Source organism: Burkholderia sp. LMG 13014, assembly GCF_905232215.1.
Classification (GTDB): domain Bacteria; phylum Pseudomonadota; class Gammaproteobacteria; order Burkholderiales; family Burkholderiaceae; genus Burkholderia.
Map to the genome: position 1 here is coordinate 1 of NZ_CAJNKE010000123.1, position 13199 is coordinate 13199.

Genomic DNA, 13199 nt, shown 5'->3' on the forward strand with positions numbered 1-13199 from the left:
CAACGCGCGCGAAACGCTCGGCGCGATGCTGTCGGCGCTCGGTATCGAAGCCGATCTGTGCGGTACGGGGCAGGAAGGCGTCGCGCGCTTCGGTACGCGCCATTACGACATCGTCGTGCTCGATCTCGAGCTGCCGGACTTGAGCGGCTTCGAGGTTGCACGGCGCATGCGTACGGTCGCGGTACCCAATGACGACGGCCGGCATCCGGCAATCCTCGGCGTCAGTGCGTATGAATCGGCCGCGTTGCGCGAGAACAAGCAGGTATTCGACGCATTCCTGCCGAAGCCCGTCCACCTGCGCGAACTCGGCGCGCTCGTCGAGAAGCTGCTCGCCTGAGCCGGTGCGCGGCGAGGCGCCGCGTGCGCCCGCTTACTCGCCGATCAGGTGCAGCACGATATCGCGCCGGTGCGGCGCGCGGCGATGCTCGAACAGGTAAATCCCCTGCCACGTGCCGAGCACCATGCGCCCGTGCTCGACCGGGATCGACAGTTGCACCTGCGTGAGCGCCGTGCGCAGGTGCGCCGGCATGTCGTCGGTGCCTTCGGTGTCGTGCTCGTAGCGCGTGGCATCCTCGGGCGCGAGCGTCGCGAAGTAGCGTTCGAGATCGCGCTGCACCGACGGATCCGCATTCTCCTGGATCAGCAGCGACGCCGACGTATGGCGGCAGAACACGGTGAGCAGGCCGGTGCCGATCGCCTGCTGGTCGACGAATGCGCGCACCTGCGACGTGAATTCGACGAGGCCGCTGCCGCGCGTGTCGATGCCGATGTGCGTGATCGCCTGTTGCATCGCCGTGACCTCAGGCCAGCGCGGCGAAGCCGTCGGCTTCGATCTGCTTCGCGTCGGCGGGGCGCACGACGCGCGCGACTTCGACACCGTCGCGCAGGAACACCAGCGTCGGCCACAGCTTCACGCCGAACGAGCGGCCGAGCGGGCGGCCCGGGCCATCCTCGATCTTCAGGTGGCGCACGGCGGGATGCGCGGAAAACGACGCTACGATCGCCGGCTGCGCACCCGCGCAGATCCCGCACCAGTTCGCGCCGAATTCGATGACGGTTGCGCCGCCCAGTGCGTCGACTTCCGCGCGCGTCGGCGCGCTGGCGGTGTAGCGTTGCTCGGTATCCATCGGGCCCTCGTGTGTGTTGGCGGAGCAGGGCCGCGCGCGCCCGTGCGATGCGGCAGGTGCGGCCTGCGATCTCCTACTGTAGCGGAAAAGCGTGCGCGGTGCCGGGCGCTCCTGCCCGGCACAGATGCCGTCTCCGCGCACCGTCCGGAATGACACGACAAGATTCGGAGCGCCGCGCCACCGCGACAGGATCAGCATGCGGACTGATCCCTCAACGAAGGCACCGATCATGAACGCTCCGCATTGCGTCACCGAACCGAACATCCTCTATTTCGGCACGCCCGTCGTGCTGGTCAGCACGCTGAACGAGGACGGCACGGCCAATCTCGCCCCGATCTCGTCCGCGTTCTGGCTCGGCTGGCGCGGCGTGATCGGCATCGGCGCCGGTTCGCAGACCACCCGCAACCTGCTGCGCACCGGCGAATGCGTGCTGAACCTGCCATCGTCGGCGCAGGCGCACGCGGTCGACCGCATCGCGCGCACGACCGGCACGTATCCGGTACCCGAAAGGAAGCTCACACGGGGCTACGTGTACGAACCCGACAAGTTCGGCACCGCCGGGCTCACCGAAGTTGCCTCGCAAACCGTTGCGCCGCCACGTGCGCTCGAATGCCCGGTGCACATGGAAGCGGTCGTCGCGGCCACGCACGGGATCGGTGAAGAAGCGCCCGACGTGCGCGGTCTTATCCGCGTGTTCGAGGTGCGTATCCAGCGCGTGCACGTGCATCCCGACCTGCTGATGGACGGTGAGCCGGACCGCATCGACCCGGACAAGTGGTCGCCACTGATCATGAGTTTTCAGAAGTTCTACGGCCTCGCGCCGCATCAGGTGCACGCGTCGCGGCTCGCCGAGATTCCCGAGCGCGCCTATCGCAGCCCCGACATCGAGCGCTCGCGTGACGCGGGCGTACCGGCCGGTGCGCAGAGGCCGATCGGATAAGATACGGCCGGCCATGCTCATTGGCCCCTGACCGAACCGACGGAGTGTTTTCAGTGATTCAACCGACCCCAGTATTCAAGGACAACCTCGCCCAACTGCCGGCCATCGACGGCGTCGCGCGCATCGATCTCGTCGGCGCGAACGGCGACGTGGTCGCGACCATCGAGAATCAGCCGGGCAAGCAAGGCTCGCTTGCGGTGTACCACTACCTGAAGCAGGCATTCGGCACGCTCGACGCGAAAGCCGCCGAGCACGGCCTCGCGGTGTTCGCCGAACATACGGCCGACGCACGCAACCGCCCGGGCGCGCATCCGAACGTCGATCGCCTGCTGGCGATCGTCGACGGCGGCGAAGCGCTGCGGATCGACGTCGTCGCGAAGGGCTGAATCGCGCGTGACACGCAGGCACGCCACCGGCAGACGCGCCGGGGCGGCCTGCGTTTGCGCCGACCATCGATGCAATCGCGAAGCGGCGCGCAGTACGCCGCGGCGGCCCGGCGGCCTGCCTCGCCGTAGCAGCCAGCGATCGCGCTCGTCGCGCGTCCGTTCGACCCTACCGCTCTAGCGAGTCCACACATGACGACGTTCCGGTTTCAATGTGCACAATGCGACGAATGGCATGAGGGCGAGCCGAGCGTCGGATTCCAGTTCGCGGACTACCTGCTGGACATTCCCGAGCCGGAGCGCGCGGCGCGTGCGACGTGGGACGAAGACCTGTGCGTCGTCGACCACCAGTACTTCTTCGTGCGCGCGTGCCTCGAAGTGCCCATCATCGGCACTGACGAGCCATTTCTGTGGGGGCTCTGGGTCTCGCTCAGCGAGCGCAGTTTCGACGACTACCTGGAGAACCAGGAAGCCGGCAACGCAAGCGGCCCGTATTTCAGCTGGCTCGCGAATCGCCTGCCCGGCTACCCGCCGCTCGACGGCCTGAAATCGCGCACGCATCCGCAAATGGGTGGCCAGCGGCCGCTCGTCGAACTCGATACGACCGATCATCCGCTGTCGATCGACTTCCACAACGGGATGTCGGCCGAACGCGCGCAGGCGCTCTTCGAGAAAGTGCTGCATCCGGACTCGACGCACTGACTTCGCCGGCTGGCACACCGTGTGCCGCCGGCCGGTGCGCGCGACCGACCGTGACACGCGGCCGAAAACCCGCGATCATCGGGCCCGTCCTCTTTCCCCGGAGACCGCCAGCGTGTCCCGTTTCGTTGCCCTGCCGTTTGTCCGCCGTCTTGCGTCGATCGTTTCGATCGCGGCCGTTGCGTGTGCCGCGCTCGGCGGCACGGCATCGGCCGATCCGCTGCGGACAGCCTCCGATATCGCCGGCGCGTCGCTGGTGCCGCTCGGCGTGCTGCCGCACTCGCCGGAAAACGGTTCGCTCGACCCGTTCTGCGCGCAATATCGCGCGAAGACGACCACCGCGGCTGGCCGCGAAGTCGCGAAGCGCGCCTGGATCGTGACGTCCGAGGCGCCGCTCGGCCGCTACACGGTCGTCACGTTCGCGAGCGGATTCGGTGCCGGCACGAGCGCGATCTGTTTCGCGCGCAACGCCAACCTCGGCGTGTTCGACGGCACGACGCTCGTCGCGCTCGGCTACACGGCGCGCAAGGCTGGCTGGCAGCTCGGCACGGCCGATCGGCTGGAAAACGGCGCGCTGCTGATCTGGGGCGGCGACGGCCCCGCGCCACCTGTCGGCGAGCTGCACGAAGAGAACGGCGGCCTGCGCCTGACCCGGGTAGCGGCTGAAAGCACTTACTGCCAGGGCCGCGCCGTCGTGCCCAATGTGTACGGCAAGCCGCTCGACGTCGCGCGCCGGATCCTGATCGCGAAAGGCTGGCAGCCGCTGCCCCCGCGCGAGAAGCCGGATCCGGCGGACGGTGCGGCGACGCTCGCGAAACACGGCATCATTGAAGCCGAAGCGTGCTCGGGCACCGGCATGGGATATTGCGCGCTGCGCTACCGGAGCACGGCCGGCGTGCTCGGCGTGACGACGGTCGGCGGCGAGCCGGACAAGCCATCGGAAAACACCGTGATCGATTATCAGGTGGCCTGCCGCAAGCGTTGAGCGGGGTGGCAATCGCCCACGCGAGGCGCTGCATCAGCGTATGCCTCAGATGCGGCGCCAGGTGCGAACTGCGTGCCAAAGGCAGCGCACGCGTGTTGGCGATCGGCCTCGACGGCCCAATAAATGATCATCCGTTCGTTTGATTGACCGGCTTCACGCCCCCTCTTAAACTGGCATCCCTTTTACGCTGTATCCATAAAAAGGCCTCCCATGATCGACCTCTCCACGCTCGCGCTGTTCTCCGGCGCGTGTCTCGCACTGACAGCCACGCCGGGCCCCGACATGCTGCTGATCGCGTCCCGCAGCGTGAGCCAGGGTCGGCGCGCAGGCTTCGCCACACTCGCGGGCATTCAGGCCGGCACCTACTGCCACGCGCTGGCGGCCGCGCTCGGGCTGTCGCAGCTCTTCGTTGCGGTGCCGCTCGCGTATGACGCCGTGCGCTTCGCGGGTGCCGCCTATCTGCTGTATCTCGCGTGGAAGACGTTCCGTTCGGATGCGACCGCACTGTCGCCCGTCGCCTCGCAGCGTCGCCACTCGACCGCGACGATCTTCCGCCAGGGGCTGACGACGAACCTGCTGAACCCGAAGATGGCGCTGTTCGTGCTCGCGCTGTTTCCGCAGTTCGTGCGGCCCGAGCACGGTTCGATCGCCGTGCAGATTCTCGTGCTCGCGACGGTGCTGAACCTGATCGGCATCGTGGTGAACGGCGCAGTCATTCTGTCCGCGAGCCGGCTGAGCCAGCGGATCGGCGCGCGACGCCGCCCGTCGAAGCTGCCGCAGTATCTGCTCGGGTCGGTGTTCGTGGGGCTGGCGGCGCGGTTGGCAGTGGCGGGGCGACAATAGTCGTGAACCTGCCGGAGGATCACGCCGGTGCAATCGAATGAACGAGGTTTGATATGAGAACGTATGACGATCTGCGCAAACGCGCATTGTCCGCCCCTGAGTTGCGCGCCGAATACGAACGACTGAACCGCGAGGAATTCGCATCGCTCGATGCAATGCTTGTTGCGCGGCGAGCGGCCGGCGTTGCATCGACCGATATTGCGGAAGGCACGGAAGCAAGCGCGGCCACCGTGAAGTAATACCGGCTCGCGTTCGTGGCGAGCCGGCGCGCGCGATCACTCGATACGCCGACCAAGCAGACGACGGCCGGTGACGAATGGTTCGTGCTTTCGCTCGTTCGAGTCAAACGCTATCCGGATCGTCACCTTCGGACACGTTTTCAACGCGCTCGCGCGTATCCACCACCACCCGCAACGCCCCGCTCCCCAGCAAACTCGCCGGCGTCACCGTGCGGCGGCGCCACGGAATCCGGCCGAAGTACCAGATCTTCCAGAAGCCGAGCGGATGGTCGGGATTCCGGCGCAGCAGCATGTCGAAGGTCTCGACGTCGCCGAGCACGATCCGCGTCGCATCGCGCACGACTTCACGCACGAAACGCGAGCAGAACTGCCGGCGGGACGCGAGATTGAACCCCGTGTCGTAGACCACGCCGATCCGGCGCATTGCCGCGTCCACGAGCCGGCGCCGCTGCGCGGCATCGAGCGGCTGCTTCAGCCGCGCGATCACGCACGCGCCGCGATCGGAGCGCGCGAGAAACCGCGACATCGTCGTGACGCGCGATAGCGGAAACGTGCTCTCCGCGATCAGCGGCTCGCCGCCGCGCTCGCCGACCACGATCCCGACGTGATTCGTCCACGAGCGCGTCGCGCTCGCCACTTCGAGAAACGGCCGCACGGTCACGCGGATGAAGACGATGTCGCCGATCTCCGGCTCGACCGGCAGCGGCATGCGATGCGGATCGTGAGAACCCACGGAGAAGAGATGCCGCCGGCCCGCTTCGGGCGAGCGGATCATGAGCGGCTGGCAGCCGGTATCGACAACCATATTGACCTCACGCGAGTGGATATGGCGCGAGCATGTCAGCAGCAGCCGCGCGCCGCATCCGCTTGTTGCGCGAGGGCGGGGATCCGCGCCGCCGGGTAGCGAATTTCGATACCGGTGCGCGGCGGCCGCGCTGCCTTCAGCGCGTCGCGCCCAGCGCCACGCGCAACCGCTCCATCAACTGCGTGTAGTGCCGCAGCACGTCGTCCTTCGGCACGACATTCGCGGTCGCAAAACGGTCGGACCACACCGGTTTCCACTCATACGAGCCGTGTACGCTGCGATCGCCGTCGGGTGCCTGGATCAGCGAGCGGATCCGTGCATCGCGGCCCGGGCCCGTATGCATGTCGAACAGCGCGTGGATGTACGTGTGATACGCGTCATACACGTCGTCGTCGAACAGGTAGCGGTAGATGTGGAACGTGCGGTCGAGGTCGCGCTTCGCGCGGATCACGTCGTCGGGCGAGATGTCCTTCCAGTAACCGATCCACGTGTAGAAGCACAGCAGCGCATTGAGCTGCGGCGCAACCGCGTCGTATAGCGCGAGCCGCTTTTCGATCAATCGCTGGTTGGTCCACTGCACGAGTTCGAGCCGCTTCAGCCGGCGCGCGACGAGCCAGCCGAGACACGCGACCGACAACGGCGTCAGCACGCCCAGCACGAGCTTGACGATTTCCAGCGAATTCCACGGAGTGTTGATTGGCTGCATGAATGGCCCGACAAGAAGAAACGCATCCGCGCATGACTCGGCGCGCAGCGCCGCCTGCCCGATCGCGGCGACCTTGACCGTTAGTTGCTTGCGCATCGAACGTCGCACAACAATGCAGGCAACCGGTTCGAAGCGGCGTGATTCGTCAGTCTATCGGGCGATTGTCACCGCGCCGTGACCGTTCGTCGACCCGTCGTCGCGTGGCCGCGCACCCGCGTCGCGCTAGGTCGGCAGCGCCGACGTGAGCTTGACCTTCTGCATCGGAATGTCGGTCTTCACGCTCAGCACGCCCGGAATGCGCGTGAGGTATTCCATCTGGAAGCGCCGGTAGTCGTCGATGTCGGCCGCGACGACGCGCAGCAGGAAATCGCAGTCGCCGGCCATCAGGTGGCATTCGACGACTTCCGGCATCTGCTGGACGGCCTCGGCGAAGCGGTTCACCGATTCCGCGTCCTGCCCCTTCAGCCACACGCGCGTGAAGATCGTCAGCCCCTTGCCGACTTTCGCGGGATTCAGCACGGCCACGTATTTCTCGATCACGCCGGCTTCCTCGAGAAGCCGCACGCGCCGCAGGCACGGCGACGGCGACAGCCCGACCTCGTGCGCGAGCTCCACGTTCTGCATGCGGCCGTCGCGCTGGAGCGCGCTCAGGATCCGGCGGTCGATGGCATCAAGTTTCATTGGCATTCAATTCCAAAAAAATCGCGTATCACGCGTTCAATGCCAAATTTTGAGAAAAATCTGGCCACAACGCAACCCGATTCGAGTCAAAAAAGCAGAAAATTCCTCCCCCGAAGGAGGAGTAATGAGCAGTAGCGTTTCAACGTCGTCAGGGCTTCGCGACAAGCCCGCCTATGTCGCCGAGATGGGCCGCGGTTTGCGCGCGGCGCTGCCCGTCATGCTGGGTTTCGTGCCGTTCGCGCTCGTGCTGGGCGCGCAGGCCGCGCAGAAAGGGCTGAGCCTGTTCGAAGTGCCGATGATGACCGGCATGAACTTCGGCGGCGGCTCCGAATTCGCGGCGATTCATCTGTGGACGTCGCCGCCGCACATCGCGCTGATCGTCGCGATGTCGTTCCTCGTGAATTCGCGCCACATCCTGATGGGCGCCGCATTCGAGCCGTATATCCGCCGCCTGCCGCGCCGCCGCGCGTTGTTCGCACTGTTCTTCATGTGCGACGAAAGCTGGGCGATGTCGCTCGCCGACGCCCGGGCGCGCTCGGCCACGCACATCAGCGTGCCCTATTACGCGGGCATCTGCGTGGGGCTCTACCTGACGTGGATCTCGATGACCACGCTCGGCGCGGCAGTCGGCCCGACGATCGGCAACGTCGAGCAGTACGGCTTCGACATGGCGTTCACCGCCGTGTTCCTGGTGTTGCTGCGCGGGATGTGGAAAGGGATGCGTGCGAGCCGCCCGTGGTTCGTGAGCCTCGTCGTCGCGGCGGCCACGCACCTGGCCGTGCCCGGCGCGTGGTACGTCGCGGCCGGCGCCTGCGCGGGGCTGATCGCCGCGCTGCTGTGGGAGCCGCGCGATGCCTGATTTCCCGGATTTCAGCACGGTCGCGACGATCGTGCTGATGGCGTCGACCACCTATCTGTCGCGCATCCTCGGCTATGTGCTGCTGCGCAACCGCACGCTGAGCCCGCGGATGGCGTCGGTGATGGAGAACGTGCCGGGCTGCGTGCTGATCTCGGTGATCGCGCCGGCCTTCGTGTCGACGCGCCCGGCCGACCTGCTCGCGCTCGCCGTCACGCTGATTGCCGCGACGCGCCTGTCGATCCTGCCGACCGTCATCGTCGGCGTCGTATCGGCCGGCCTGTTGCGGCACCTGCTCGGCTGAGCGGTTCCAACCCGCCGCGCACGCCGCGGCACGAACACCGATCAACGGGCGCGCGATGCGCCCGTTTTCACATCCGCACCGAGCGCACGACACGACGATCCTCACGCGGGAATGCTAGCCTTGTGGCTTGCGCCACGCTGCACTTCCCGCTCATTACCCATCTCCGTGAGGATCGTCCCGATGCAAGAAACCCGCCCGCTGTTCGACCGTGTCCTGCTCACCAACGACGACGGATTCGACGCCCCCGGCCTTGACGTGCTCGAACAGGTCGCCACGCAACTGGCACGCGAAGTGTGGATCGTCGCGCCGGCGGAAGACCAGAGCGGCACGTCGCATTCGCTGAGCCTGCACGACCCGCTGCGCGTGCATCGCAAGGGCGAACGCCGCTTCGCGGTGCGTGGCACGCCCGGCGATTGCGTCGCGATCGCGATCAGCCATCTGATGAAGGACGCGCGGCCCGACATCGTGCTGTCCGGCGTGAATCGCGGCGGGAACCTCGGCACCGAAACGGTGTTTTCCGGCACGGTGGGTGCCGCGATGACGAGCATGCTGGTCGGCGTGCCGGCCATCGCGCTGAGCCAGGCCTTCATCGATCGCAACGCGGTGCCGTGGGCTACCGCACTCGCGCATGCGCCGGACGTCATTCGCCGGCTCGTTGCCGCCGGCTGGGACAGCGACGCGTGCCTGAACGTGAATTTCCCGCCGCGGCCCGCCGACGAGGTGCGAGGGCTGAAGGTGACGAACCAGGGTGCCGGCACGCTGCAGGGCGTCGAGATCGTGTCGGGGCGCGACCCGCGCGACTTCGAATACCACTGGCTGAAGCTCTCGCGCGCGCCGCGCGACGACGATGCGGATTCGGAAACGGTCGCGCTCGGCGAAGGGTATGTCGCGGTCACGCCGCTGAAGTTCGAGCGCACACACGATCAGGCGCTCGCGCAACTGCGATCGCGCCTCGGCTGATCGCGCAGTCCGGCAAGCAAGCGGTCGCGGTAATTGCGCGCGTGACAACTGCGCGCGGGTGCGCGGCCGCTTCACTGCTTCACTGCTTCACTGCTTCACCGCTTCACCGCTTCACCGCTTCACCGCTTCACCGCTTCACCGCTTCACCGCTTCACCGCTTCACCGCTTCACCGCTTCACCGCTTCACCGCTTCACCGCTTCATTGAATCGCTGCATCACGTCAGGTTCATTCCCCCGTCGAGCATCACGATCTCGCCCGTCACGTAATCGGACGCGACGAGCATCGCGACCGTCTGCGCGATGTCGTCCGGCGTCGCCGCACGGCGCATCGGCGCACGCTCGCGCCAGAGCTGCTGCGCGTCTGTCCAGTCGGCCGTGAGCGGCGTATCGACGAGCCCCGGCGCGACCGCATTGACGCGAATCGCCGGCGCGAGCGTGCGCGCGAGCAGCCGCGTCGTGTGATTGAGCGCGGCTTTCGCCGCCGCATACGGAATCGATGCGCCCTTCGGCCGCACGCCCGCATGCGAGCTGACGTTCACCACGCAGCCGGCCCGCCCGTGCGACGCCGCCTCGCGCAGCGCGGCCTCCGCCTCGGCGACGAGCCGGAACGGCGCGATCACGTTGATCTCGTGCATCTCGTGCCACACGTCAGGGGTCGCCGCGGCGAGATCGTCGTGCGGAATCACGCGGCTGACGCCTGCGTTGTTGACCAGCACGTCGAGCCGCCCGTGCACGGCCAGTGCGTCGCGGATCAGCCGCACGCGTTCGGCATCGTCGGCGAGATCGGCCTGCACATAGGCCGCGCCAAGTTCGCGCGCCATCGCGCGCCCCACGTCGGCCGAGCTGCGCGAATGCAGGATCACCGCATAGCCGTCCGCCGCCAGGCGGCGCGCGATCGCCGCGCCGATCCCCGATGTCGATCCGGTGACGAGCGCGACCGGCCGATGCAGGCGCGACGCGCGCGGCTCGGCAACGGCTTCGGTTTCAGGTTCCGTTTCGGGAATCGGGGCAGAGATCGGCGGGAGCGGCGCGTCCATATCGGGGAACCCTGTCGGTGGCGTTCCCGCATCATAAGCGCGACGAACCCCGTTGACACGAACGGGGCGGCAACCGCCACCGGGATTGCATCGGTGAAGCCGGAGTGGCCGGCAGTCGGCGTCAGCGCATCCATGTCGTCCATCACCGTGCACACGCGGTCCTGCGTCTTCGACGGCATGCCCGCTACGTCGTGCAGATACGGCACATGGTTCGCCGGCGCGTTCCCCGCGAAGAACGGGGCACTGCGGCCGGTCAGGCCTGGAATGCCGTGGTTGTTGAGGAAGGTCGGCCGGTTGGCCGGATCGAACGTGCGGTCGAGCCGTGCGATGAACGGGCTCTTGCCACCAGGCACCGCTCCGAGAAAAATCGACCCGTTTCGGACATTTCCGCCGCAGGCCCCGCCCGGGGCGAGTCGTCGAGCAAGCGCAAGCGAGCCGGGTCAGGCCTGCTTCGGCAGATCGACATAATCCTCGAGCTCGCCCGCGACATAGAGCCGCTTGCCGACTCGCGGGTATTCGCAGACGTCGTGTTCGAGACGTTGCCCGCCAACGAGCAGCTCCAGCGGCGTATCGCCGGTGTTCTGCACCGTATGGGCTTCACCGCCGCGCGGAAAGCCCAGAAAATCGCCGGGCCCGATTGCATCGGTGCGTTCGCCGATCGTGACCGCGCCCGTACCGGACAGCACGTACACGAACTCTTCTTCGTACAGGTGACGGTGATACTCGGCCGATTCGTGACCAGGCATCAGCGTGAGCAGGTGAACACCGAATTGCGTCAGGCCGGTCAGATCGCTGAGTTGTCGCTTGAGACGAACGGCATTGGGATTCAGCGAATGCACCGCGCGCGTCGGTTCCATCTTCGCGATATCGGCGGCCTTCAACAGTTCACGGGGGGAATGGGTCGACATGGGGGTTCTCTCGTTGGCGTCATGCTTCGATCGAGCGAGCCACCCAGGCCGGCACGGCGCGCGTGCCGGCCATTGTCCGATATTTTCCTGTGGGCTAGGGGCGCGGTTCGACGGAAAAACGACAGGCGGTCCGTCGTCATCCGCACGCACCGCCCCGTTGCCCGCCCATCGCCTCTGCTCCGCGCGAACACGCGAGCGCAATTAGCGCGCGAATTTCTCATGCGTCGCGCTGCCGTAGACGGCGTAAAGCGAGCCCGCCAGCATCGCGAGGATCAGGCCGACGCTGATCGCCACGCGATAGACGCTGGTGATCTCGACGTAGTGCTGCAGATCCGGCATGCCGATCTGAAGATAGATCCACCCGACCAGCGGCACGAGCGCATAGAAACTCGGCAGCGCCAGCACACAGAGAATGGCGAACAGGCTCCACTCCTTGACGAGTGCATGGCGCTCACGCATCACGCCCCACAGCAGCAGCACCGCGAAGAACAGTTCGAATGCACCGTTCATCTGGAACGGCGTCCCGCCGGACGACGTGATCGCAGTCGGGCCGCCCAGCAATTGCCCCCAGTACAGCAACACGGCGCCGTTTGCGGCAGTCAGCACGCCGGTCGCGGCCGCGAGCCGCATCATCCGCGCGGGCTGCGGCTTCCCGATGAACGCGGCGCGCAGCAGGAACGGCGCGAGCGCGCACACACCGATCGCACTGACGGCATAGAGCCAGCGAGAACCGCGCGCCGCCCGCAGCACGCTGCCCTGGAACGCGGCGAGGCCGGCCGGAATCCAGTCCTTGCCGGCCTGGAACCGGTCGAGGCCGGGCGTCACCAGGTAGTGATCGACGACGGCGGCCAGCGCGGCGATGCTCAGCACCGACAGCACCGCGACACCCGCGTTGGCAACGGCCTCCGTCAACGCGGCCGGGAACACCGGGCCGGTGCGGCCCGTGGCCGGGCGAGTCTTCTGGAACCAGCGATTCATGCACAGCAGCAGGTAGCCGAAGAGCATGCATTGCGCGATCAGCACGGCGACCGCCGAGAAATTGGACGTGTTCTGGTTGACGTCCGGATAGACCATCGCGGCCCAGATCCAGTCGATGCGCGTAAACGGCGCCGTGAGCAGGAAACCGTAGTTGATCGCCATATAGGCCTGATGCTGGGCGATCTCGCGGCGGATCAGGTGATGGATCGACATCCACAGCGAGCCCGTGACGCCCAGCGCGAGAAACCAGAGGCCGGTCGCGAACGTCAGCGTGTCGTACATCATCGCGACCGGCGTGCGCACCATGTAGGTCATCGCGCCGATCATCGCGAGCTGCGACGAGACCATGTAGACCACGCCGGCCGTGCGATGCCAGCGCGGATAGTTGCGGCGCAGCGCCGGCCAGAACTGCAGCGCGCCCAGCAGCATGCACGTGCCGCCCATGATGTTGTGCAGCGACAGGATGACGATGTTCGCCTTCGGCATCCGCGCGTAATACAGCACGGTGTCGTAGAAGCCGTTCTCGCCGAACATGAGCCGCGCCGACGTCAGCCTGGCCGCGATCCAGATGAACGGATCGTCGGTGCCGAACACCTGCCCCCAGCCGGGATCGGTGCCGGCGATCGACATCGCGCGAAGCTGTTCGCGCGCATGCAGCAGCGCATCGCCCGATACCGCGCCGACATTCGCCTGCCCGGTCGCGATGGCCGTCAGCGCGTAGAGGACGGTGACGATGGCAAACGCCACG

General features: G+C 66.9%; 19 protein-coding genes. 10 read left to right on the top strand and 9 right to left on the bottom strand.

What is annotated here, in order from left to right; translation table 11 throughout:
• On the top strand, positions 1–337 hold a 337-nt coding region (locus JYJ84_RS15245), incomplete at its 5' end, for a response regulator (protein WP_205189262.1).
• Between the two features lie 33 nt (positions 338–370).
• Here JYJ84_RS15245 and JYJ84_RS15250 read toward each other — a convergent pair.
• Both JYJ84_RS15250 and JYJ84_RS15255 read right to left on the bottom strand, forming a co-directional pair.
• Positions 371–790 carry a secondary thiamine-phosphate synthase enzyme YjbQ gene (locus JYJ84_RS15250; RefSeq protein WP_122948604.1) on the bottom strand — a complete coding sequence of 140 codons (420 nt, stop codon included), beginning with the start codon at positions 788–790 and terminating at the stop codon, positions 371–373.
• A gap of 10 nt (positions 791–800) precedes the next feature.
• Positions 801–1127: a thioredoxin family protein gene (locus JYJ84_RS15255; protein WP_122948603.1), complete on the bottom strand. Its 327-nt coding sequence runs from the start codon at positions 1125–1127 to the stop codon at positions 801–803.
• Positions 1128–1356: 229 nt separating this feature from the next.
• On the opposite strand from JYJ84_RS15255, the gene JYJ84_RS15260 reads away from it, so the two are divergent.
• The 6 genes from JYJ84_RS15260 (at position 1357) to JYJ84_RS15285 (ending at position 5216) form a co-directional block, all read left to right on the top strand.
• Positions 1357–2067, top strand: a complete 711-nt coding sequence (locus JYJ84_RS15260) for a flavin reductase family protein (protein ID WP_122948602.1) — start codon at positions 1357–1359, stop codon at positions 2065–2067.
• 53 nt (positions 2068–2120) lie between these two features.
• Positions 2121–2453 carry a DUF2322 family protein gene (locus JYJ84_RS15265; protein ID WP_089463345.1) on the top strand — a complete coding sequence of 111 codons (333 nt, stop codon included), beginning with the start codon at positions 2121–2123 and terminating at the stop codon, positions 2451–2453.
• A gap of 189 nt (positions 2454–2642) precedes the next feature.
• Positions 2643–3152, top strand: coding sequence for a DUF2199 domain-containing protein (locus tag JYJ84_RS15270; RefSeq protein ID WP_175218937.1), 510 nt, complete (start codon positions 2643–2645; stop codon positions 3150–3152).
• Between the two features lie 112 nt (positions 3153–3264).
• Positions 3265–4134 (top strand): hypothetical protein, encoded by an 870-nt coding sequence (locus JYJ84_RS15275; RefSeq protein WP_175218935.1) that lies wholly within the window; start codon positions 3265–3267, stop codon positions 4132–4134.
• Between the two features lie 210 nt (positions 4135–4344).
• Complete coding sequence (locus JYJ84_RS15280; protein WP_122948599.1) at positions 4345–4977, top strand: LysE family translocator; 633 nt, start codon at positions 4345–4347, stop codon at positions 4975–4977.
• A gap of 53 nt (positions 4978–5030) precedes the next feature.
• A complete protein-coding gene (locus JYJ84_RS15285; RefSeq protein ID WP_205183110.1) occupies positions 5031–5216 on the top strand; it encodes a hypothetical protein in 186 nt (61 codons plus the stop codon).
• 103 nt (positions 5217–5319) lie between these two features.
• Here the strand turns inward: JYJ84_RS15285 and JYJ84_RS15290 are convergent, their stop codons facing one another.
• The 3 genes from JYJ84_RS15290 to JYJ84_RS15300 form a co-directional block, all read right to left on the bottom strand.
• On the bottom strand, positions 5320–6021 hold the full coding sequence (locus tag JYJ84_RS15290) for a YebB family permuted papain-like enzyme (RefSeq protein WP_175218933.1): 702 nt from the start codon (positions 6019–6021) through the stop codon (positions 5320–5322).
• A 136-nt stretch (positions 6022–6157) separates the two neighbouring features.
• Positions 6158–6727 carry a hypothetical protein gene (locus JYJ84_RS15295; RefSeq protein ID WP_174950407.1) on the bottom strand — a complete coding sequence of 190 codons (570 nt, stop codon included), beginning with the start codon at positions 6725–6727 and terminating at the stop codon, positions 6158–6160.
• Positions 6728–6949: 222 nt separating this feature from the next.
• Positions 6950–7408, bottom strand: coding sequence for an Lrp/AsnC family transcriptional regulator (locus tag JYJ84_RS15300; protein WP_006486309.1), 459 nt, complete (start codon positions 7406–7408; stop codon positions 6950–6952).
• A 124-nt stretch (positions 7409–7532) separates the two neighbouring features.
• On the opposite strand from JYJ84_RS15300, the gene JYJ84_RS15305 reads away from it, so the two are divergent.
• From JYJ84_RS15305 to surE, 3 genes are all read left to right on the top strand, one after another.
• A complete protein-coding gene (locus JYJ84_RS15305; RefSeq protein WP_174939530.1) occupies positions 7533–8267 on the top strand; it encodes an AzlC family ABC transporter permease in 735 nt (244 codons plus the stop codon).
• On the top strand, positions 8260–8568 hold the full coding sequence (locus tag JYJ84_RS15310; RefSeq protein WP_069250570.1) for an AzlD family protein: 309 nt from the start codon (positions 8260–8262) through the stop codon (positions 8566–8568). The genes JYJ84_RS15305 and JYJ84_RS15310 overlap by 8 nt, the downstream gene beginning before the upstream one ends.
• Positions 8569–8748: 180 nt before the next feature.
• Positions 8749–9528, top strand: a complete 780-nt coding sequence (surE, locus tag JYJ84_RS15315) for a 5'/3'-nucleotidase SurE (RefSeq protein ID WP_122948596.1) — start codon at positions 8749–8751, stop codon at positions 9526–9528.
• A gap of 215 nt (positions 9529–9743) precedes the next feature.
• Here the strand turns inward: surE and JYJ84_RS15320 are convergent, their stop codons facing one another.
• The 4 genes from JYJ84_RS15320 to JYJ84_RS15335 form a co-directional block, all read right to left on the bottom strand.
• Complete coding sequence (locus tag JYJ84_RS15320) at positions 9744–10478, bottom strand: SDR family NAD(P)-dependent oxidoreductase (RefSeq protein ID WP_236027210.1); 735 nt, start codon at positions 10476–10478, stop codon at positions 9744–9746.
• Entirely contained in the window at positions 10388–10918 is a 531-nt protein-coding gene (locus JYJ84_RS37810; protein WP_236027172.1) for a glycoside hydrolase domain-containing protein, read from the bottom strand. The genes JYJ84_RS15320 and JYJ84_RS37810 overlap by 91 nt, the downstream gene beginning before the upstream one ends.
• Before the next feature lie 87 nt (positions 10919–11005).
• Entirely contained in the window at positions 11006–11473 is a 468-nt protein-coding gene (locus JYJ84_RS15330) for a cupin domain-containing protein (protein ID WP_089453894.1), read from the bottom strand.
• 201 nt (positions 11474–11674) lie between these two features.
• Positions 11675–13199, bottom strand: a 1525-nt coding sequence (locus JYJ84_RS15335) for a DUF2306 domain-containing protein (RefSeq protein WP_205189264.1), incomplete at its 5' end; no start/stop codon positions are given.